The organism is Bradyrhizobium sp. UFLA05-125 (assembly GCF_059803515.1).
The window spans coordinates 103,855-123,903 of sequence record NZ_JBANBJ010000008.1; the positions used below are offsets into that span (position 1 = coordinate 103,855).

A 20,049-nucleotide genomic window follows, 5' to 3' on the forward strand; every position below is an offset into this window, starting at 1 on the left:
ATGTATCCTTGGAAATAGTCTGGATTGCTTCGTCGCTTCGCTCCTCGCAATGACGAGGGGTGACATTCGGACGAGGACGACATCGAAAATGTCCGTGACCACACTCCCCTCCTCCGCGCTCGCCCAACGGCAGCCCTCCTGGCTGGTGCGTCTGTTCGACTACAGGCCATTCCTGATCGTGATGTGCCTTACGCCCGCGATCGGGCTGCTCGCCGTCTTCCTCACCTATCCGCTCGGGCTCGGAATCTGGCTCGCCTTCACCGACACCACGATCGGCCGGCGCGGCGTCTTCGTAGGCCTTGAGAATTTCCAATATCTGCTCACCGATCCCCTGTGGTGGGGAGCCGTGTTCTACAGCATCTTCTACACGGCCGTCGCGACGTTCGGAAAATTCGCGCTCGGCTTCTGGCTGGCGCTGCTGCTCAACAACCACATCCCGTTCAAGAGCGTGCTGCGCGCGATCGTGCTGTTGCCCTGGATCGTGCCGACGGTGCTATCGGCGCTGGCGTTCTGGTGGATCTACGATCCGCAATTCTCGATCATCTCTTATCTTCTGGTCGACGTGCTGCATTGGCGCACCACCAACATCGACTTCCTCGGCACGCCCTGGCCGGCGCGGTTCTCGCTGATCGCGGCGAATATCTGGCGCGGCATCCCGTTCGTCGCGATCTCGCTGCTCGCAGGGCTCCAAACCATCTCGCCCGCGCTTTATGAGGCCGCGATGCTCGACGGCGCCAGCGCCTGGCAGCGCTTCCGCTACATCACCTTCCCGATGATGATGCCGATCCTCGCCATCGTCATGACCTTCTCGATCATCTTCACCTTCACCGATTTCCAGCTCGTCTACGCCATCACCCGCGGTGGCCCCGTGAACTCGACGCATCTGCTGGCGACGCTGGCCTTCCAGCGCGGCATTGCCGGCGGTGAGCTCGGCGAGGGCGCGGCGATCGCGGTCTCGATGATCCCGTTCCTGGTGTTCGCGACGCTGTTTTCCTATTTTGGGCTGGCGCGTCGCAAATGGCAGCAGGGAGAAGCCAATGACTGACGCTGTCGCCCAGCCGTCCGCCGCTGCGAACGCCGCACCCGACACCATGGCCTGGGATTCCCGCGCGCGACGGGTGATGATGATCTATCTGCCGCTCAGCTGCTTCGTGCTGATCCTGCTGTTTCCGTTCTACTGGATGGCGGTCACCGCATTCAAGCCGAACGCCGAGCTGCTGAATTACAAGGCGCACAATCCGTTCTGGATCACCTCGCCGACGCTGGCGCATATCAAGCACCTCCTGTTCGAAACGGCCTATCCGCGCTGGCTGAAGACGACGATGTTCGTCGCGATCGGTGCGACCACGCTCTCGCTGTTCGCGAGCACGCTGGCGGCCTATGCAATCGAACGCCTGCGCTTCCGCGGCAGCCCCTATGTCGGCCTCGGCATCTATCTCGCCTATCTGGTGCCGCCCTCGATCCTGTTCATTCCACTCGCGACCGTGGTGGTGCAGTTCGGCCTGTTCGACAGCCCGCTCGCGCTGATCCTGGTCTATCCGACCTTCCTGGTGCCGTTCTGCACCTGGCTCCTGATCGGCTATTTCAAGTCGATCCCCTACGAGCTCGAGGAATGCGCGCTGGTCGACGGCGCAACAAGGCTTCAGATCCTGCGGCGGATCACATTGCCGCTCGCCGTGCCCGGCCTGATCTCGGCCGGCATCTTCTCCTTCACGCTGTCCTGGAACGAATTCATCTACGCACTCGCCTTCATCCAGAGCGGCTCCAACAAGACCGTGCCGGTCGCGATTCTGACCGAGCTCGTCACCGGCGACGTCTATCAATGGGGGGCGCTGATGGCGGGATCGCTGCTCGGCTCGCTGCCCGTCGCGATCTTCTATTCGCTGTTCGTGGATTACTACGTGTCCTCGCTGACCGGCGCGGTGAAGGAGTAAGCCGCGCCTGCGGCGTTTGGCCCGGCTTCACAAAACTGCAATATGTGGTCCGCATAAGGCGAGCGTCCGTCAACAGGAGACGCAAATGCGCCCGATCTTTCTTGCTTCCGTCGCAACGATCATTCTCACCGCGGGCGCCGCGCTTGCCCAAGGCGAAGGCGAATTCCCCGCGACGCTCACTGCCCACGCGGTGATGCCAGCCGAGTCGTTCATCGACGCGCCGGCCGATGCACCCGCCGACCTCAAGACCTCGGGCAAGTACACCACCGGCAAGCGCGTCGACGCGCTCGGTACCGTCATGGGCAAATCCGCCGAGCGTTCGACCGGCGTGTCGCTGCCGTTCAAGGGCCAGCCGCTTCAGGGCCATTCCGGCATCAAGTCGATGGGCGATGGCACCTTCTGGGTCATCACCGACAACGGCATGGGCTCGCGCTACAACTCGACGGACTCGATGCTGTACTTGAACCACTACAAGATCGACTGGACCAGCGGCAAGATCGAGCGGCAGGAGACGGTTTTCCTGCACGATCCCGACAAGAAGGTCCCGTTCCGCATCGTGCATGAGGACACCGAGAAGCGCTATCTCACCGGCTCCGACTTCGACACCGAAGGTTTCCAGATCATTGGCGACACATTCTGGATCGGCGATGAGTTCGGCCCCTACGTCCTGAAGGCCGACAAGACTGGCAAGATCCTCGCCGTGTTCGAAACGATCGCCGACGGCAAGCCGGTTCGCTCGCCGGACCACTGGGCGGTGCAGTCGCCGGGCGCTCCGGGCGCGAGCTATACCAACGTCAACCTGCGCCGCTCCAAGGGCTTTGAAGGCTTTGCCTCGTCGAAGGACGGCAAGTTCCTGTACGGCCTGCTCGAAGGCCCCTTGTGGGACGCTGAGAAGAAGGATTGGGAGAGGGTCGACGGCAAGGAAGCCTCCCGCATCCTCGAATTCGACGTCGCCGCGGAAAAGTTCACCGGCCGCTACTGGCAGTACGTGTTCGAGCGGAATGGCAATGCCATTGGCGACTTCAACATGATCGACCCGACCAGCGGCCTCGTCATCGAACGCGACAATGGCGAAGGCACCGCCGACAAGGCCTGCCCCCAAGGCGTGCGCGGCGATAACTGCTTCCCTGATGTCGCCAAGTTCAAGCGCGTCTACAAGATCGAGCTCTCGGACGCCAATGTCGGCAAGCCCGTGCGCAAGATCGGCTATATCGACCTGATGAAGATCAAGGATCCCGACAAGAAGGCGCGGAAGCCGCTCAACGACGGCGTCCTCACCTTCCCCTTCTTCACCATCGAGAATGTCGACCGCGTGGACGAGACGCACATCATCGTCGGCAACGACAACAATTTGCCGTTCTCATCCAGCCGCGAACCGAACAAGGCCGATGACGACGAGTTCGTGCTGCTCGAGGTCGGCGAGTTCCTGAAGGCGAAGTGAGCACGCTCTCGCCGCAATCACGCCGCCTCCTCACTCGCGCTGTCATCGCCCGGTTTGATGTTCAGCCCGGGGACATGACCGACGGGTGTTCGGGGACATAGCCGACACATCATAGTGCATGGATTTGGCAATGTGGGAGGCCAAGTCCATGCCGTGGCGAGAGGTGTCGGTGATGGATCAGCGGCGGGAGTTCGTTCGGCTTGCGATGCAGGAAGGAGCGAACCGGCGGGAGCTTTGCCGGCGCTTCAATATCCATCCTGACACAGGCTACAAATGGCTTGCACGATGGCAGGCCGACCGGGATGTTGACGACCGCTCGCGCCGACCGCATTCGAGCCCGGGACAGACCGATTGCGAGCTCGAGGAACGCATCCTCGCGGTACGCGATGCTCATCCGGCTTGGGGAGCTCGCAAGATAGCTCACTGCCTGGAGCGCGAGGGCTTGCGTTCGCCCGCAGTTTCAACAGTCCATCAGATCTTGCGTCGGTCTGGCCGTATCAAGCCTGCGATCGGCGGCGTGGTGGCAAGCCGGCGTTTCGAGATGCCGGCACCCAATCTGTTGTGGCAGATGGACTTCAAAGGGTGGGTTCGGCTCGGCAATGATACCCAATGCCATCCTCTGACGGTTGTCGACGACCACTCCCGCTATGATCTGTGCCTGCAGGCCTGTGCCGATCAGCGCACAGATACTGTACGCAACCGCCTGGAAGAGACCTTTCGCCGTTACGGCCTTCCGGAGGCCTTCTTCGTCGACAACGGTTCACCTTGGGGTGATCCCTCCGGCGAGCGATGGACGCGGTTCTCGGTGTGGCTGCTCAAGCTCGGCATCGCGGTCATCCATAGCCGCCCATATCACCCGCAGAGCCGCGGCAAGAACGAGCGGTTCCACCGCACGCTCGCGGCTGAGGTGTTCGCGCTGCGGCACTTCCGCGATCTTGCAGAGACGCAGCGCGCCTTCGACGTCTGGCGGGAAGTCTACAACTTCGAACGACCGCATGAGGCACTCGGACAACAGGTCCCGGCCAGCCGATATCGGCCGAGCCAGCGAGCCATGCCTGATCGATTGCCCAAGGTCGACTACGATAGCCACGAGATCGTGCGCCGCGTCTCCACGACCAAGGCCTATGTCAGCTTCAAAGGGCGTCTCTGGAAAGTCCCTCAGGCCTTCCGTGGTGAGCGCCTCGCCATCCGCCCTTCGGCAAATGCTGCGCAATACGGGGTCTTCTTTGCCTCTCACCAAGTCGCTATCATCGACTTGGCGAGCGGCAAAAGTGTCGGCTATGTCCCCGAACACCCGTCGGTCATGTCCCCGGGCTGAACATTTGACCGGGCGATCCAGTACTCCGAGACGGTCGTGATTGAGCCAATGAGCCGCGGCGTACTGGATGGCCCGGTCTATACATCAAGCCGGGGCATGACAAAGAGATAATGCTGGGCAAGATGAGAGCGGCGACTCCCTTACCCCGCAGGCGCCATCACGATGCCCTTGTCCTTGGGCCAGCGCACACGCCAGCCGAACTTGATCTCCTTGACTTCGCCGGGCTTGGCGTCGAACGCCCATTCCAGCACGCCGCGCTTGTCGCGCAGATTGGTCGACGTGGGCGGCGTGGTCGCGGGCAGCATCTCGACCGCGATGTCCTCGTTCTCGCTGACCGGGAGCTGATCCTCGATCGCGATCCGGATCGGGAAATCATGACCATTGCGCACGCCGGTCCGGAACGAACGCGTATCGGTCTTTGACGAGGAGATCACGCCTGCCGTGCCCTCGTTCTGCCGGATCACCGAACGCTCGATCTTGATCTTGTCGTCGGCGCCGAAGCCGAGGCAGATCGCCTCGGTCCGTGCGGCGCTCGAGAACTTGCCGCGGCCGACGAAGACGCCGTCGCGATAGATCGCGACCTTGCCGGGCAAGAGGTTGGTGTCCTCGGCGAGCTTGAACGACGCCTCGAGATAGGCGGTCGGATCCACCACCGGCGCAGCGCGGATCGCGAGGTCCGGCGTGACCGTCATGGTGGAGATGAGCAGGCTCTTGGCGCCTTCATTGGCACCGAGGCTGACGCGGCCTGCGATCTGGTAGACGGCCTGGAAATCGCCGATCTCGGCATTGGCCTGCTGCTCGTCGGCACGCTGGCGCGATTCGAGCGGTTCCGCGACTTTAGACATTGGCGCAGGCTGTTCCGTTTGATCGCGGAAGGCGGGCGTGGACGAGGATCGCGCAAAATCCGAGGGAGCCCCCAATGCCAGCGGCTTCGGAAGTTGCGGATAACGGACGACCAACGAATTCAGCTCAGGCGCGCTGCCGCCGCGACTGACGCGAACGGTGGAGACGCCGAGGCTGACATTCGACCAATCCTCGCCGGTCGACTGGGTGATTTCCGCGCGGCGCACCAGTTCGAGCTGCGGCTTGTGGTCCCTCACGCCAGTGTCGAGACGCGCGTCGTAGAGCGGCGCCCAGCGCGCGTTGCGCACATTATAGGTCACTCGCAGCGTCGCTTTCGTCGCGGCCGCGGAGGCGATTTCGACCCGCACCTCCAGCTTGCTCGGCGGCTTGGCCGCGCGATCGGCCTCGAGCTGGGCGATCTGGCGATCGATCTCGCGCTGCTTTCGCATGGCATCGCGGATCGTGGTATCGGCGCTGGCGATCTCATCGGCAACTGCGGAGAAGGCTGCGCGCCACTCGGCGATCGGCCGGGCCTCGCCCTTCTCGCCGATCCCGGCGGGAGAGGCCTCGGCAAAGTGTTCGGCAAACTTGCGCCGGGCACTGGCCGCATCGGCCGCGCCCTGCAAATCCGCGCGCTGGTCCTTCAACGCCTCGATGCGCTTGTCGAGTTCCGGCAGATTGACCGGAGCGGCTTGGCGCGGTGGCCGCGCATCGATGGTGCCGATGGTGAGCTTTGCACCCGCCTCGCCCTCAACCCGCAGGGAGGAAGTGTCGAGGCCGAGCGGGAAATCTTTTGCGGCCAGCGTCGAGTCACCCGATGGGAGATCCAGCGTGATGACGCGGGTGACGCTCGCACCATCCGGATAGACCGTGACGGCGTCGATGGCCGACGTCGCATCCAAATCGGCCGCCCACGCCGGCGGCCCAATCGCCGCCGTGACCAGGACCAGGCTCGTCGTCGCCAGACTCTTCGCGATCGTTCGCATGAATTCCCTCCTGCCAATGTCGCCGCATCGCCAGCCGGATGCGGCGAGAAACGCCTCACCATCGTGGTGAGACGCTGCAGGTAAGGAACCGGTTCGATTGGGGTTTCCGTGCGGCGGCACCGCGGCCGCGCCGTGGCCGCGGAACGCGTCATCTGGCCGCGTCAGCGCGCAGCTCCGGTTCGGCCAAGGTTCACGCTTGGTTCACCCTTGGCCGTAGATGCGGCGAAGCATATCCGTGACGTTCTTCGCGCCGGCCTTTCTCAGGATACTGGCGCGGTAACCCTCGACCGTTCGCGCACTCAGGCGCATCAGCCGGGCGATCTCTTTATTGGTGCGGCCAGCCGCCAGATGCTCCAGCACCTCGCTTTCGCGCCCCGTGAGCGGCTCGCAGCCGGTGAGCCAGCGTTGCAGGTTCGAATCCGGCTGAGCAAATTCGTCGATCGCAGCGTCGATCCGGCCGGCAATCTCATGGCTCTCGAACGGCTTCTCGATGAAATCGAACGCACCGCTCTTGATGGCATCGACCGCCATGGCAATGCTGCCATTGGCGGACGTCACCAGGACCGGCGCCATGCAATTTTCCTCGCGCAGCCGCTTCAGCACGTCGAGGCCGGATCGATCCGGCGCCTGCATCTCGAGCAGGACGCAGGCCGGCATGCGCACCTTCGCCTCCGACAAGAGAGACGCACCATCGGCAAAACAGACGACCTCATAGGCCTTCTGCTCGAGCGCCATAGAAAGTTGTTCGCGGGAGGACGCGTCAGTATCGATGACGAATACCTCACCCTTGGAAAGCGTGTTTCCCGGCATCATCCTGCTCAACAATGTCTTGGTCAAATGGCCCGAGACGGCGTCGGGCTGCATCGCCCAGGCGCGCCGTCATGAACCGGCATCTGCGCCGGTGCTTCGGTTTTCGATATGTATGTTCAACACGGTTCCGGGATTTGACTGCTCGGGACAGAAATTTTACATTTCGGGACATCTGCGGGAATGGCTGGCAGGAACGGTTCGCATGACCGACCTCATTCGCAGCGCAGGCCTTGCCTACTATCCGGAGGTCGCCCGGTCGGTGGGGCTCGACCCGAAGCAGATGATGCGCAAGGTCAGGCTTCCGCTGGCCTGCCTTGAAAAACCCGATGTTCGTATCGCCGTCGCGGGTCTTCGCCGCCTGCTTGAGATATCGGCAGAAGCTTCCGGCGCCGAAGATTTCGGCCTGCGTCTCGCCGAGCTCGGCGGCCTGACCAATCTTGGGCCGGTCGGACTGATTGTGCGCGAACAGGCGACGATCGGCGACGCGATCGAGGCGCTGTCGCGTTTCATCCATATCCACCATGATGGCATGCGGCTCGACGTCACGCGCGACAAGAAGATCGTGACCATCACGATGCATCTGCGTGGGCGACGTCCGCGTGCGCCGCGCCAGTCCATCGACATGGCGCTCGGCAGCGTCCACCGCATCATCCAGTCGCTGTTCGGCGGCGACTGGCGGCCGCTGGCGGTTCACCTTCACTACCCGCCGCCCCACGACCGCAAGCGCTATCGCGAGTTCTTCGGCTGCCCGGTGAAATTCAGCGCCGAGAGCAACGCGTTGCTGCTATCGGCCCACGACATGGAGCGCCGGATCCCGAGCGCGCATCCGCTGGTCGCGAGCTATCTGCGCAAGCGTATCGAGGCTCTCGATACGCGGCCTGCGAGCTGGGACGAGAAGGTCGACGAAGTCGTGCGCTCGCTGCTCCCAGGCGGCGAATGCACGGTCGACCGCGTGGCCGAGCATCTGGCCTGCACTCGCCGCACCATCCATCGGCGCCTTGCCGAATGCGGCACCACGTTTTCCGAGATCCTCGACGCACAGCGCGCCGAACTCGTCACCCAGCTGATCGAAGAACCCGGCCGGCCGCTTTCGGCGATTGCCGCGCAGCTCGGCTTTTCCGCGCAAAGCGCGATGGCGCGCTGGTTCCGCCACCACTTCGGCTGCACCATCACCGACTGGCGCAAGGGCGTGCGGCCGGCGACGCATGAAAAAGGCACGGCGCTTGGGAGCGCCATACCTTCGTCGTCGCGTGCCGCCGTGTCGGCTTAGCTAGAGCATGATCCGGAAAAGTGTGAAGCGGTTTTCCCTCGCGACAAACGCAGAACGCGTTTGCGCGGAGATCATGCTCCAACAATATCCGAAAGCGCGATGACCATTCATCCCAATCTCATCGCGCTTTAGTAAATTTCGAACAGGCCGGCGCCGCCCTGGCCGCCGCCGATGCACATGGTTACCACGCCCCACTTCGCCTTGCGGCGGTGACCTTCCTGCAAGAGATGGCCGGTGAGACGCGCGCCGGTCATGCCGAAGGGATGGCCGATCGCGATCGAGCCGCCGTTGACGTTGTACTTGGCAGGATCGATGCCGAGCTTGTCGCGGCAATACAGGCACTGGCTGGCGAAGGCCTCGTTGAGCTCCCAGAGATCGATGTCGTCGATCTTCAGGCCGGTGCGCTTCAAGAGCTTCGGAATGGCGAAGACCGGTCCAATGCCCATCTCGTCGGGCTCGCAGCCGGCGGTTGCCCAGGCAACGAAGCGGCCCAGCGGCTGAAGCCCACGCTTCTCCGCATCCTTGGCTTCCATCAGCACGACGGCCGCAGCTCCGTCGGAGAGCTGGCTGGCATTGCCCGCGGTGACGAACTTGCCGGGGCCCTTGACCGGCTCGAGCTTGGCGAGACCTTCCATCGTGGTCTCCGGGCGATTGCACTCGTCGCGATCGACGACGTAGTCGACGATCGACTCGGCCTTGGTCTGCTTGTCGACCACCTTCATCCTGGTCTTCATTGGGACGATCTCGTCCTTGAACTTGTTCGCCTGCTGAGCGGCCGCCATGCGGCGCTGCGATTCCAGCGAGAACTCGTCCTGATATTCGCGACTGAGCTTGTAGCGCTCGGCGACGATATCGGCGGTGTCGATCATCGCCATGAAGATGTCGGGCGCGACCTTCAGCAGTTCGGGATCGATCGATTCCTTTGGCGAGCCGCCGCCGGGAATCGAGATGCTCTCGACACCGCCGGCGACGATGCAGTCGGCGCCATCGGAGCGAATCGAGTTGGCGGCCATCGCGATGGTCTGGAGCCCCGAGGAGCAGAAGCGGTTCACCGAGACGCCGGCCGTCGTCTTCGGCAGGCCTGCGAGAAGCGCGGACTGGCGGCCGATATTCGGCGCACCATGCGCGCAATTGCCGAGATAGCAATCCTCGACGTAATCCTTCTCGACGCCGGCGCGATCGACCGCGTGATGAATGGCATGGGCGGCGAGAGACATCGGCGGCGTGATGTTGAACCCGCCGCGAGCGGACTTCGCCAGCCCCGTGCGCGCGTAGGAAACGATGACGGCTTCACGCATTGTTTTCTCCCTGTTCGACCAATTGGTTGGGCAATTGGTACACAAAGTTTGGAGGTCGCGGGGAAAATACTGAGGCGAACCGGCCAAACAAAAACGCCGCCCTCGCAAGAGAGCGGCGTTGTTCCGCGGGTCGGAATATCTACGCGCTTGAGATCGTCATTCCGGGGCGATGCGCAGCATCGAACCCGGAATCTCGAGATTCTCAGGTGCGCAATTGCGCACCGGGGTTCGCGCTTTCGCGCGCCCCGGAATGACTTCCAATCAGAACGTCAGCGCCTTCGCCTGCTTCACCTGCGGCAGCGCCTGCACCTTGGCGAGCAGATCGGCCGGCACCGCGCCGTCGACCTCGACGAGCGCGATGGCATCGCCGCCCTGCTCGACACGGCCGAGATGGAAGGTCGCGATGTTGATCTTGGCGTCACCCAGGAGGCTTGCGAACTTGCCGATGAAGCCCGGCTTGTCCTCGTTGGTGACGTAGATCATCGACTTGCCGAACTCGGCGTCGACGCGGATGCCCTTGATATCGACCAGCCGCGGCTTGCCGTCGTGGTAGACGGTGCCCGAGACCGAGCGCTCCTGACGCTCCGTCGCGACCGTCACGGTGATGAGGCTTTCATAGTCGCTCTGCGCGGCGCGGGTCACTTCATCCACCACCATGCCGCGCTCCTTGGCGACGACGGGCGCGGACACCACGTTGACCTCGCCCAGCATCGGACGCAGCAGGCCGGACAGCGCGGCGGAGGTCAGTGCCTTGATCTTCATCTCGGCGACATGGCCCTCATAGGTGATCGTGACCTTCGAGATGCCGGTCTCGGTGAGCTGGCCGGCAAAGGAGCCAAGCTTCTCGGCGAGCGCGATGAAGGGCTTCAGCTTCGGCGCTTCTTCGGCGGTAATCGAGGGGAAGTTGATGGCGTTGGAGATCGCGCCGGACAACAGATAGTCCGACATCTGCTCGGCGACCTGAAGCGCGACGTTCTCCTGCGCCTCGGTTGTGGAGGCGCCGAGATGCGGCGTGCAGATCACGTTGGGATGCCCGAACAGCACGTTCGAGGTCGCGGGCTCCTCGATGAAGACGTCGAAGGCAGCGCCGGCAATGTGCTTGGCGTTCAGCGCATCCACCACCGCCTGCTCGTCGACCAGGCCGCCGCGGGCGCAGTTGATCAGACGAACGCCTTTCTTCATCTTGGCGATCGCGGCCGCGTCGATGATGTTCTTGGTCTTCTCGGTGAGCGGGGTGTGCAAGGTGATGAAGTCGGCGCGCTTGAGCAGGTCATCGAGATCGACCTTCTCGACGCCAATGTCCTTGGCGCGCTCCGGCGACAGGAAGGGATCGAAGGCGACGACCTTCATGCGCAGGCCTAGCGCGCGGTCGCAGACGATCGAACCGATATTGCCGCAGCCGATCACCCCCAGCGCCTTGCCGGTGATCTCGACGCCCATGAAGCGGTTCTTCTCCCACTTGCCGGATTGCGTGGAGGCATCGGCCTGCGGAATTTCGCGTGCCAGCGCCAGCATCAGGGTGATGGCGTGCTCGGCGGTCGTGATGGAATTGCCGAACGGCGTGTTCATCACGATGATGCCCTTGGCCGTGGCTGCCGGGATCTCGACGTTGTCGACGCCGATACCGGCGCGGCCGATCACCTTCAGGTTGGTCGCCTTCTCGATGATCTTGGCGGTCGCCTTCGTCGCAGAACGGATCGCAAGGCCGTCATAATTGCCGATGATCTCGGCCAGCTTGTCCTTGTCCTTGCCCAGGTTGGGCTGGAAGTCGACCTCTACGCCGCGGTCTTTGAAGATCTGCACGGCGGCGGGCGAGAGCGCGTCGGAAATGAGAACTTTGGGTTTGGTCATCTGAACGTTTCCTTCACCCTCCCCTGGATGGGGAGGGTCGGCGCTTCAGCGCCGGGGTGGGGTGAAACTGTCGATGCGAATTTTGGTAGCGCGCCGGGTGGAGAGATCACCCCACCCCGACGCACCTAACGGTGCGTCGACCCTCCCCCTCCAGGGGAGGGTCAAAAAACTACGCCGCCTTCGGCAGCGCGGCCTTGGTCTCGGCAAAGGCCCAGTCGATCCACTGGGTCAGGAGCTCGACGTCCTTTGCTTCTACCGTGGCGCCGCACCAGATGCGCAGACCCACGGGCGCGTCGCGATAATACGCGAAATCGAAGCCGGCGCCTTCCTTCTCGACCAGCGCGACGAGCTTCTTGCAGAACTCGGCCTGCGCGTCGGACGAGAGCGAGGTGATCGCCGGATCGGTGAACCTCAGGCACACCGAAGTGTTGGAGCGGATTGCCGCATCCTTCGCCAGGAAGTCGATCCACGGCGTCTTCGCCTTCCAGTCGGCGAGCACCTTGGTGTTGGCATCGGCGCGGGCGATCAGAGCCTTCAGGCCGCCGATCGACTTCGCCCAGTTCAGCGCGTCGAGATAGTCCTCGACGCAGAGCATCGACGGCGTGTTGATGGTCTCGCCGACGAAAATGCCTTCGTTGATCTTGCCGCCCTTGGTCATGCGGAAAATCTTCGGCAACGGCCAGGCCGGCTTGTAGGTCTCGAGGCGTTCCACCGCGCGGGGCGAGAGGATCAGCATGCCGTGCGCGGCCTCGCCGCCGAGCGCCTTCTGCCAGGAGAAGGTGACGACGTCGAGCTTGGGCCAATCGAGAGCTTGCGCGAATGCGGCCGAGGTGGCGTCGCAGATGGTCAGGCCTTCGCGGGTCGCGCTGATCCAGTCGGCGTTCGGCACGCGCACACCAGAGGTGGTGCCGTTCCAGGTGAAGACGACGTCGCTGTTCTGATCGACCTTGGAAAGATCCGGTATTTCACCGTAAGCTGCATTGAGCTTGGTGACGTCTTTGAGCTTCAATTCCTTGACGATGTCGCTGACCCAGCCTTCGCCAAAGGATTCCCAGGCGAGCGTGGTGACGGGGCGTGCACCGAGCAGCGACCACAGCGCCATCTCGACCGCGCCAGTATCGGAGGCCGGAACAATGCCGATGCGATAATCGGCGGGCACTTCGAGCACCTCGCGCGTCAGATCGATCGCAAGTTTGAGCTTGGTCTTGCCGATCTTCGCGCGATGCGAACGGCCGAGAGCTGCGTCCTTGAGATTTTGGGCGGTCCAGCCGGGGCGCTTGGCACAGGGGCCGGAGGAGAAATGCGGCACGAGGGGCCGCGAAGCGGGCTTCGCTGCAGTCATAATCTACCCTTCCAGATAGTAAGCCTCCCGTTGGGGGGAGGTGTCCCGCGGCGGCTAATACGGGAAACGGGCAGAATCGTCAAGGAAGTTTCGGCGTCTCACGGTGGAGTGATGCCGTTTCCGCCGTCTTCTCAGGAGCTTCCACGGCATTCAGCAAGCCCGTCGCCTCGCTGATCAACTGCGCAGCTCGGCGCCGGCTGGCGACCTTCAAAATGCATTTGTCGTCGGCCTGCACAACGTAATCGTTGCCGACCTTGATCAATGAATAGTTTGTCATTGAAATCCCCGAACCGACCGAGCCCGGTGTCCAGACGCAACCTAGCATCGATCGTTCCCCGACGAACATGAACGAACGCCCGGTAGTTTATCAGCCCTTAACCGGAACGGATGCGCAGGCAGATTTTGCAGATGATGCAACGGTCGCGCGGAAGGTGCGTCAAAAGCGGACAGTCATGCCGACATGGCTCGCGGTGAATCCGAGCCGCTTGTAGAAGCGTTGTGCATCGACGCGGCTCTGATGCGTCAGCAACTCGACCAGATTACAGCCCTTCGCGCGAGCTTCCGCGACGGCCCATTGCACGAGCTGCTCGCCGATGCCGCGGCTGCGGCAGTCGGAGGCGACGCGCACGTCCTCCAGGAGACCACGCGAACCGCCTTGCGAGCTCAGGCCCGGCAGGATGGCGAGTTGCAGGCAGCCGACCACCCTGCCCGTGCCGTCCACCGCGACCACGAGCGTCAGAGCGGGATTTTTGTCGACCGCAACGAAAGCCCTGAAATAGGACTCAGGCAGCGACTCCTCCAGGCGCTCGCGTGCGCGGACGAGACGATCGTCGACGAGCATCGCGACAATCGCGGTCACGTCCTCGCGGCGGGCGCGGCGGATCGAGAGGATGTCGGCAGTCATGACGGGCCCCGAGCTCAGCGCGCCGGCGGAAGATCAAGACGGCTCTCGGTCTCCGCGATCCAGCGGCGGATGGCAACGTGGCGGCCGAGATCAAAACCGCCTTCATGGGCCAGACGGGTATAGGCGAGCAGCGAGACGTCTGCGAGCGAGGTGGTCTCGCCGACGAAGCAGCGGCTGGTGGCGAGATGCTGTTCCATACGGTCAAGCGCCGCGTAGCCGCGCTTGACCTTCTCCGGGTCGAGCTCGGAGACGTCCTTGCCGAGATAGACCATCTGGAAACGGCACACCGCGATATAGGGCTCGTGGCTGTACTGCTCCCAGAACAGCCATTCGTCCATCTTGGCCGCGGCAAAGGCATCGCGCGGAATGAGGTCGCTGTCGCGGGCCAGATAGCGGATGATCGCATTGGACTGCGCCAGCGTGCGGCCGTCGTCGAACGCGACGGTCGGCACCTGGCCGGCGCCGTTCATCCCGAGGAATTGCGGCGTGCGCGTTTCGCCCTTGCGCGTGTCGATCTCGACCCACTGATACGGCAGCTTGAGCCTGTCACAGACCCACTTCACCTTCAGGCAATTGCCGGAGTTCGTATCGCCGTAGATCTTCATCGTCGCTGCTCCCATCGCAGCGACAAAAGCATCAGGGCGGCGCGATCCTGTCAACCGGCGTTGAGCGCAGTGCTCAGAACTTGTAGCCGAGACCGGCGCGAACGGTGTTGATGCTGGTGTCGACCTGGCTGGTGAAGCGGATGTATTCCCACTCGGCCCGCATGAAGAGACCGCCCGTGAGGTTCACGTCGACGCCGAGGCCACCCGTGTAGCCGTAGATCAGGTGGTTGTGCACGGCGTCCGTCGCGCTCAGTGGCGTGAGTGCGGTGAACGGCCCCGTCTGTGCCGAGGCGATCGCGTCGTTGACGGTGACCGAGCGCGTGATGTCGGCGTTGCCGAGCGCGAAGCCGCCGAACATGTAGGGCAGGAAACAACCCCAGGCATAGGCGGCGCGGCCGCGGAACGTCGCCATGTCCTTGATCGAGATCGAGGCGGACGACGTCACCGCGACGTCGTGGAAGTTGCCGTCGGAGAGCGCGCTGCCGCTGACGAGCTCCTTGAACGCACTGGACGAGCCACCGAACGAGCCATGAAGGTAGCTGACCTCAAGACCCAGAACGACATCTTCCCACTGTCCGTTGTATCCGAAGAAGGCGCCGTAGCCGCTGGAGCGACTCGAGGTCTTGCCGAGCCCGAGATTCCAGTTGGCGACGTCCATCTCCTGAATGACGTTGTGATCGAGCAGTGCAGCGAGCATGGTGGAGTTCGAGCCGCTGAAATTCTCGTCCGACGAGCCGTAGCCGCCCTGGCCGCCGACGTAGAAGCCCTGCCAGTTGACGCTCGACCGGCTGAGGCCATCGCTCAGGCTGCCGCGCAGGATCGGGAGATCCGGCATATCGGCTGCCTGCGCGGCGGACACCACGCCCCATATCGCCGCCGCCCACAAAAGCCTACGCATTGCAACGCTCCATCGAACTCGAACTTGTCGCTGATGATCATGGCCCGTTAACCTTAACCAATGGTTGCGTTGCGCGATTTCGGCGCAATCAAGCCATGAATTTTGCGCAAAGCAAAACGGCGCGGGATGATCCCGCGCCGTTAAGACGTCTTAACCGATTGGGGCTGCGATCAACCCTTGGTAACCAGCGGCGGCGGCGCGTAGACCGGCGGGCTGTCGAGATTCCAACGCACGCCGAGCGTTAGGTCGTGCGAGGTGAGGTCCTTGACCGTGAACGCGCTGCGGTTCACCACGGTGACGCCGTCGAAGGAGTTGGTCGGACCGGTGACTGCATCGCCCAGGCTGATGTAACGATACGCCAAGTCGAGCGTCACGTTTGACGTAACCTTGTAGGCAAGGCCGGCATGGAGGGCCCAGGCAAGATTCCATTTTCCGGAGTCGGCTGCATAGACGACGCTGCTGCTCTGAAAGCCGCCGGTCGAGGCCAAGCCATCGTCGCGAAAGCCGCTGAGGCGATTGTACGCGCCGCCAATGCCGGCGCCCACATAAGGCGTCACGCACCACCAAGTACCGAGATCGAAATAGGCGTTGGCCATAACGACCCATTCGGATTTGCTTCCCGAGTAGTTGTCGGCAAAGAACTGGTTATTGGCGATCGCGTAGGAAGAAGTCGCCGTGACGTTCTGCGAACCGTGAAGGTTGGCCTTGCCGCGATATTCACCGGTGAGATCCGCGCGGAACCAGTTGTTGAACTGGTAGCCTACGCCGAGCCTGTACAGGGGCGAACTATCGAAGCCAAACCCCTGGTTCTGCAGCGAGCCGGGGAAATTGGTATTGACAGCATCGATGCTCGCGCTGTGCAGGCTCTTCATGCTCTGATTGGTCATGCCGATATCGCCGCGCAGATACCAGCCTCCGAAATCGGCGGGCGGAGCCGGCGGCGCGTACATGGGCGGCGCGGCGATCGGCATGTCGGCGGCGAACGCCATCGACGAGATCAAAGTTGCCGCACCCGCGGCAAGGAGAGACTTAACGCTACGCATTGCTTCGTCCTTTTGGCCGGTGAGGCAAAATACGGAAGCCCCACGTTCTGAAAACTCACGGGCGGACGATGGCACTAAATGCTTAAGCGCCGCTTAACCCTAATTTTTAAGGTTGATTTTTCCCCACCGCACACGCGCACGCAGCGAGAGCGTTGCAAAAGCGCGCCGCCTGCACGGTTCAATTGCTAACGATGTATGAAGGTGCGGCGCAGCCAAACAGAATGCGTTAACGCGCGTGCTGCGGCAGTTTTGGCAGGAACACCGCCAGCAGACCGATCGCCGGCAGATAGGCGCAGATCTGATAGACGAACTCGATCGAGGTGTGGTCGGCAAGCTTGCCGAGCACGGCCGCGCCGAGGCCACCGATGCCGAAGGCCACGCCAAAGAACACGCCCGAGATCATCCCGAAACGATGCGGCACCAGCTCCTGCGCGAACACGATGATCGAGGACGTCGTCGAGGAGATGATCAGCCCGATGAACACCGTGAGTACAGCACTCGCGTGGAGTCCGGCATAGGGCAGCGCCAGGGTGAACGGCAGCGCGCCGACGATCGAGATCCAGATCACGATCTTGCGGCCGAAGCGATCTCCGAGCGGACCGCCGAGGAACGCGCCGACCGCATTCGCTGCGAGGAAGATGAAGAGATAGATTTGCGCTGCCTGCGTCGACACGCCGAAGCGGTCGATCAAATAAAAGATGTAATAGCTCGACAGGCTCGAGACATAGAGCTGCTTGGAGAACAGCAGCGCCACCAGCACCAGAAGCGCGACCGCGACGCGCCGCGAGCTCGGTCCGTCGGGATGAGCATGGATCGGCTGCTCCTTCTTCGTCGTGATCTGCGGCGCGTACCAGCGGCCGATGCGCCAGAGGATGACAATCGCGAGAAACGCGATCGAGGAGAACCAGGCGATGCTGCCCTGCCCGAACGGCACCACGATCAGCGCCGCCAGCACCGGGCCCATCGACGTGCCGAAACTGCCGCCGAGCTGGAACACCGACTGCGCAAAGCCGTAGCGGCCGCCAGAGGCAAGCCGCGCGATGCGTGCCGATTCCGGGTGAAACACCGCCGAGCCGAGCCCAACCAGCGCGGCGGCACCCAGGATGATCAGATACTGATGCGCGGCGCTGAGCAGCAGCAGGCCGAAGAAGGTCGAGGCCATACCGATCGACAGCGAGTAAGGCTGCGCCTTCTTATCCGTGTAGTGCCCGACCACCGGCTGGAGCAGCGAGGCCGTGAACTGGAAGGCCAGCGTGATCATGCCGATCTGCGCGAAATCCAGCGCGTAGGTATCCTTCAGGATCGGATAGACCGACGCGATCAACGACTGCATGGTGTCGTTGAGGAAGTGCGAGAAGCTGATGCCGGCGAGCACGATATAGGCCGGCCCTGCGCCCAGCTTGCGCGACACGGCCGCCATGTCGGCCACGACGACGGGCTCGGTCAGCGTTTCCTCGGGTACGACGACAGGCTTGTTCAAGGGATTGATTCCAGGCAGGCGCGACGAACAGCCGCACTTGCTAGTTACGATGCAAGCAGCGGCCGGACCAGCGCTAATCGCCCATGGCTGGGATGCGCGTCGCGCCCCGTCCAACTTTCCCCAAGTTCGTAGCCCGGATGTAGCGAAGCGAAATCCGGGAGCCCAATTGGCACGGTCCCCGGATTTCGCTGCGCTCCATCCAAGCTACGATGCTTCACGTAACGATGTGCCTCAAGCTGCAGCCTGTCCGAGCGCGGACACGATTGTATCGACGACCTCCTCGACCAGGATGCGGTCCTCGCCCTCGCCCATCACGCGGATCACGGGCTCGGTGCCGGAGGAGCGGATCAGGAGCCGGCCGTGGCCGTTGAGCCGCTTCTCACCGTCGGAGATCGCCAACTTCACGTCGCTGTCGTCGAGCGGCTTGCCGCTCTTGTAGCGAACGTTCTTCAGGATCTGCGGCAGCGGATCGAAGCGATGACAGACTTCGGAGACCGGACGGCGCAGCTTCTGCACCACCGCCAGCACCTGCAATGCGGCAACGAAGCCGTCGCCGGTGGTGGCGTAGTCGGACAGGATGATGTGGCCGGACTGCTCGCCGCCGAGATTGTAGCCGCCGCTCAGCATCTGCTCGAGCACGTAGCGGTCGCCGACAGGCGTGCGCACCAGATCGAGCCCCTGCCCTTTCAGGAAACGCTCGAGCCCGAGATTGGACATCACGGTCGCGACGATGCCGGGCCGCGACAGCCGTCCGTCTTCCTTCCAGCTCTGAGCGATCACCGCGAGCAGCTGGTCACCATCGACGATGTGGCCGCGCTCGTCGACCAGGATGACGCGATCGGCATCACCGTCGAGCGCGATGCCGATGTCGGCGCGCATCTCGCGCACCTTCTTCGACAGCGCCTCCGGCGAGGTCGAGCCGCATTCCTTGTTGATGTTGAAGCCGTCGGGCTCGACGCCGATCGGCACGACGTCGGCGCCCAACTCCCACAGCGCTTCCGGCACCACCTTGTAGGCGGCGCCATTGGCGCAATCGACCACGACGCGCAGCCCGTCGAGCGACAGATCGCGCGGCAGGGTGCGCTTGGCGAATTCGATGTAGCGGTCATGCACGCCGTCGATGCGGCGGGCTCGGCCCAAGCTCGCACTTTGTGCGAGCTTCTTATCGAGGGACTCGTCGAGCAACTGCTCGATCTGCCTCTCGACGTCGTCGGACAACTTGAAGCCCTGCGGGCCGAACAGCTTGATGCCATTGTCCTCGAACAGATTGTGCGAGGCCGAGATCATGACACCGAGATCGGCGCGCATCGACTTGGTCAGCATTGCGACCGCCGGCGTCGGCATCGGGCCGACCAGCAGCACGTCCATGCCGACGGACGTGAAGCCCGCGACCATCGCATATTCGATCATGTAGCCGGACAGGCGCGTGTCCTTGCCGATCACGACCCGATGGCGATGCTCACCGCGCTGAAACGCAAGGCCGGCGGCCTGGCCAACCTTGAGCGCGAGCTCCGGCGTGATCAGTCCGTTGGCACGGCCTCGAATCCCGTCGGTCCCGAAATATTTGCGGCTCATAAGACTCCCCCACGCGGCAACCGGGAATCCCCAATACAACCACCGGATGCCATCGAAGGCACCGCATCCCTGATTGCGCCGGCGTCTTATAATGCCATTGCAGCTAAGTTGGCTTCAAGAAATATGATGAATCATTACGGAACCCGGCACACCAAACGGTCCGGTAACCCTTTGTTAATATTGAAACTCTCGCCAAACGTCCGCGACCCAATGGAACCCTTGCGGCGACTATTCAGAGCGCTTGACATGCCGATCGCCGCGAGTCGGCGCAGGCTGAGTGACGTTGACGGGATCGGAGGCCGGAAAGGTCTCCTCCAGCCCTTCTTCGAGCGCCTGGTCGAGGCGATGCTTCTCGTCGGCATCCGTGGATTTCGGCGCGGGTTGCGGTCTGGTCATGGCGCCCTCCTCGCAAACGATTTGGCTGTGCACCCATCCATGCTAGATGACCCCT

At 63.0% G+C, this 20,049-nt stretch carries 18 protein-coding genes; 5 read left to right on the forward strand and 13 right to left on the reverse strand.

Annotated features, from left to right (window positions below; genetic code table 11):
* Positions 1 to 88 precede the first annotated feature (88 nt).
* From SO156_RS11195 to SO156_RS11210, 4 genes are all read left to right on the forward strand, one after another.
* Positions 89 to 1,045, forward strand: a complete 957-nt coding sequence (locus tag SO156_RS11195) for a carbohydrate ABC transporter permease (protein ID WP_498534829.1) — start codon at positions 89 to 91, stop codon at positions 1,043 to 1,045.
* Positions 1,038 to 1,934 carry a carbohydrate ABC transporter permease gene (locus tag SO156_RS11200; RefSeq protein ID WP_498534830.1) on the forward strand — a complete coding sequence of 299 codons (897 nt, stop codon included), beginning with the start codon at positions 1,038 to 1,040 and terminating at the stop codon, positions 1,932 to 1,934. Before SO156_RS11195 ends, SO156_RS11200 begins: the two co-directional genes overlap by 8 nt.
* Positions 1,935 to 2,019: 85 nt before the next feature.
* The gene (locus SO156_RS11205) at positions 2,020 to 3,375 is read left to right on the forward strand and encodes an esterase-like activity of phytase family protein (RefSeq protein WP_498534831.1); all 1,356 of its coding nucleotides are present in this window, start codon (positions 2,020 to 2,022) and stop codon (positions 3,373 to 3,375) included.
* A gap of 148 nt (positions 3,376 to 3,523) precedes the next feature.
* Positions 3,524 to 4,693 carry an IS481 family transposase gene (locus SO156_RS11210; protein ID WP_498534832.1) on the forward strand — a complete coding sequence of 390 codons (1,170 nt, stop codon included), beginning with the start codon at positions 3,524 to 3,526 and terminating at the stop codon, positions 4,691 to 4,693.
* Between the two features lie 140 nt (positions 4,694 to 4,833).
* Here SO156_RS11210 and SO156_RS11215 read toward each other — a convergent pair whose 3' ends face one another.
* Both SO156_RS11215 and SO156_RS11220 read right to left on the reverse strand, forming a co-directional pair.
* Positions 4,834 to 6,522: a mucoidy inhibitor MuiA family protein gene (locus SO156_RS11215; RefSeq protein WP_498534833.1), complete on the reverse strand. Its 1,689-nt coding sequence runs from the start codon at positions 6,520 to 6,522 to the stop codon at positions 4,834 to 4,836.
* 201 nt (positions 6,523 to 6,723) lie between these two features.
* Entirely contained in the window at positions 6,724 to 7,332 is a 609-nt protein-coding gene (locus SO156_RS11220; RefSeq protein WP_458149656.1) for a response regulator transcription factor, read from the reverse strand.
* Positions 7,333 to 7,534: 202 nt separating this feature from the next.
* On the opposite strand from SO156_RS11220, the gene SO156_RS11225 reads away from it, so the two are divergent.
* Entirely contained in the window at positions 7,535 to 8,602 is a 1,068-nt protein-coding gene (locus SO156_RS11225; protein WP_498534834.1) for an AraC family transcriptional regulator, read from the forward strand.
* A gap of 128 nt (positions 8,603 to 8,730) precedes the next feature.
* On the opposite strand, the gene SO156_RS11230 is transcribed toward SO156_RS11225, so the two are convergent.
* The 11 genes from SO156_RS11230 to SO156_RS11280 form a co-directional block, all read right to left on the reverse strand.
* A complete protein-coding gene (locus SO156_RS11230; protein WP_449377905.1) occupies positions 8,731 to 9,900 on the reverse strand; it encodes a thiolase family protein in 1,170 nt (389 codons plus the stop codon).
* 261 nt (positions 9,901 to 10,161) lie between these two features.
* A complete protein-coding gene (serA, locus tag SO156_RS11235; RefSeq protein ID WP_458149626.1) occupies positions 10,162 to 11,751 on the reverse strand; it encodes a phosphoglycerate dehydrogenase in 1,590 nt (529 codons plus the stop codon).
* Positions 11,752 to 11,920: 169 nt separating this feature from the next.
* Positions 11,921 to 13,093 carry a phosphoserine transaminase gene (locus tag SO156_RS11240; protein ID WP_498534835.1) on the reverse strand — a complete coding sequence of 391 codons (1,173 nt, stop codon included), beginning with the start codon at positions 13,091 to 13,093 and terminating at the stop codon, positions 11,921 to 11,923.
* A gap of 79 nt (positions 13,094 to 13,172) precedes the next feature.
* A complete protein-coding gene (locus tag SO156_RS11245) occupies positions 13,173 to 13,439 on the reverse strand; it encodes a hypothetical protein (protein WP_498534836.1) in 267 nt (88 codons plus the stop codon).
* Positions 13,440 to 13,529: 90 nt separating this feature from the next.
* On the reverse strand, positions 13,530 to 13,997 hold the full coding sequence (locus tag SO156_RS11250) for a GNAT family N-acetyltransferase (protein WP_498534837.1): 468 nt from the start codon (positions 13,995 to 13,997) through the stop codon (positions 13,530 to 13,532).
* A gap of 14 nt (positions 13,998 to 14,011) precedes the next feature.
* Positions 14,012 to 14,602: a glutathione S-transferase family protein gene (locus SO156_RS11255; RefSeq protein ID WP_498534838.1), complete on the reverse strand. Its 591-nt coding sequence runs from the start codon at positions 14,600 to 14,602 to the stop codon at positions 14,012 to 14,014.
* A 73-nt stretch (positions 14,603 to 14,675) separates the two neighbouring features.
* On the reverse strand, positions 14,676 to 15,500 hold the full coding sequence (locus tag SO156_RS11260) for an outer membrane protein (protein WP_458149631.1): 825 nt from the start codon (positions 15,498 to 15,500) through the stop codon (positions 14,676 to 14,678).
* Between the two features lie 170 nt (positions 15,501 to 15,670).
* Complete coding sequence (locus SO156_RS11265) at positions 15,671 to 16,543, reverse strand: outer membrane protein (protein WP_458149632.1); 873 nt, start codon at positions 16,541 to 16,543, stop codon at positions 15,671 to 15,673.
* A 226-nt stretch (positions 16,544 to 16,769) separates the two neighbouring features.
* Positions 16,770 to 18,023: an MFS transporter gene (locus SO156_RS11270; RefSeq protein WP_458149633.1), complete on the reverse strand. Its 1,254-nt coding sequence runs from the start codon at positions 18,021 to 18,023 to the stop codon at positions 16,770 to 16,772.
* Positions 18,024 to 18,254: 231 nt separating this feature from the next.
* Positions 18,255 to 19,598 (reverse strand): phosphoglucosamine mutase, encoded by a 1,344-nt coding sequence (gene glmM, locus SO156_RS11275; protein WP_458149634.1) that lies wholly within the window; start codon positions 19,596 to 19,598, stop codon positions 18,255 to 18,257.
* Positions 19,599 to 19,826: 228 nt separating this feature from the next.
* Positions 19,827 to 19,994, reverse strand: a complete 168-nt coding sequence (locus SO156_RS11280) for a hypothetical protein (protein WP_458149635.1) — start codon at positions 19,992 to 19,994, stop codon at positions 19,827 to 19,829.
* Positions 19,995 to 20,049 lie beyond the last annotated feature (55 nt).

What these genes read in the sequence shown, in the direction of transcription:
- SO156_RS11195 (WP_498534829.1), top strand. Translation starts at nt 89, where the DNA reads ATGTCCGTGACCACACTCCCCTCCTCCGCGCTCGCCCAACGGCAGCCC.
- SO156_RS11200 (WP_498534830.1), top strand. Translation starts at nt 1,038, where the DNA reads ATGACTGACGCTGTCGCCCAGCCGTCCGCCGCTGCGAACGCCGCACCC.
- SO156_RS11205 (WP_498534831.1), top strand. Translation starts at nt 2,020, where the DNA reads ATGCGCCCGATCTTTCTTGCTTCCGTCGCAACGATCATTCTCACCGCG.
- SO156_RS11210 (WP_498534832.1), top strand. Translation starts at nt 3,524, where the DNA reads ATGCCGTGGCGAGAGGTGTCGGTGATGGATCAGCGGCGGGAGTTCGTT.
- SO156_RS11215 (WP_498534833.1), bottom strand. Translation starts at nt 6,522, where the DNA reads ATGCGAACGATCGCGAAGAGTCTGGCGACGACGAGCCTGGTCCTGGTC.
- SO156_RS11220 (WP_458149656.1), bottom strand. Translation starts at nt 7,332, where the DNA reads ATGCCGGGAAACACGCTTTCCAAGGGTGAGGTATTCGTCATCGATACT.
- SO156_RS11225 (WP_498534834.1), top strand. Translation starts at nt 7,535, where the DNA reads ATGACCGACCTCATTCGCAGCGCAGGCCTTGCCTACTATCCGGAGGTC.
- SO156_RS11230 (WP_449377905.1), bottom strand. Translation starts at nt 9,900, where the DNA reads ATGCGTGAAGCCGTCATCGTTTCCTACGCGCGCACGGGGCTGGCGAAG.
- serA (WP_458149626.1), bottom strand. Translation starts at nt 11,751, where the DNA reads ATGACCAAACCCAAAGTTCTCATTTCCGACGCGCTCTCGCCCGCCGCC.
- SO156_RS11240 (WP_498534835.1), bottom strand. Translation starts at nt 13,093, where the DNA reads ATGACTGCAGCGAAGCCCGCTTCGCGGCCCCTCGTGCCGCATTTCTCC.
- SO156_RS11245 (WP_498534836.1), bottom strand. Translation starts at nt 13,439, where the DNA reads ATGTTCGTCGGGGAACGATCGATGCTAGGTTGCGTCTGGACACCGGGC.
- SO156_RS11250 (WP_498534837.1), bottom strand. Translation starts at nt 13,997, where the DNA reads ATGACTGCCGACATCCTCTCGATCCGCCGCGCCCGCCGCGAGGACGTG.
- SO156_RS11255 (WP_498534838.1), bottom strand. Translation starts at nt 14,602, where the DNA reads ATGAAGATCTACGGCGATACGAACTCCGGCAATTGCCTGAAGGTGAAG.
- SO156_RS11260 (WP_458149631.1), bottom strand. Translation starts at nt 15,500, where the DNA reads ATGCGTAGGCTTTTGTGGGCGGCGGCGATATGGGGCGTGGTGTCCGCC.
- SO156_RS11265 (WP_458149632.1), bottom strand. Translation starts at nt 16,543, where the DNA reads ATGCGTAGCGTTAAGTCTCTCCTTGCCGCGGGTGCGGCAACTTTGATC.
- glmM (WP_458149634.1), bottom strand. Translation starts at nt 19,598, where the DNA reads ATGAGCCGCAAATATTTCGGGACCGACGGGATTCGAGGCCGTGCCAAC.
- SO156_RS11280 (WP_458149635.1), bottom strand. Translation starts at nt 19,994, where the DNA reads ATGACCAGACCGCAACCCGCGCCGAAATCCACGGATGCCGACGAGAAG.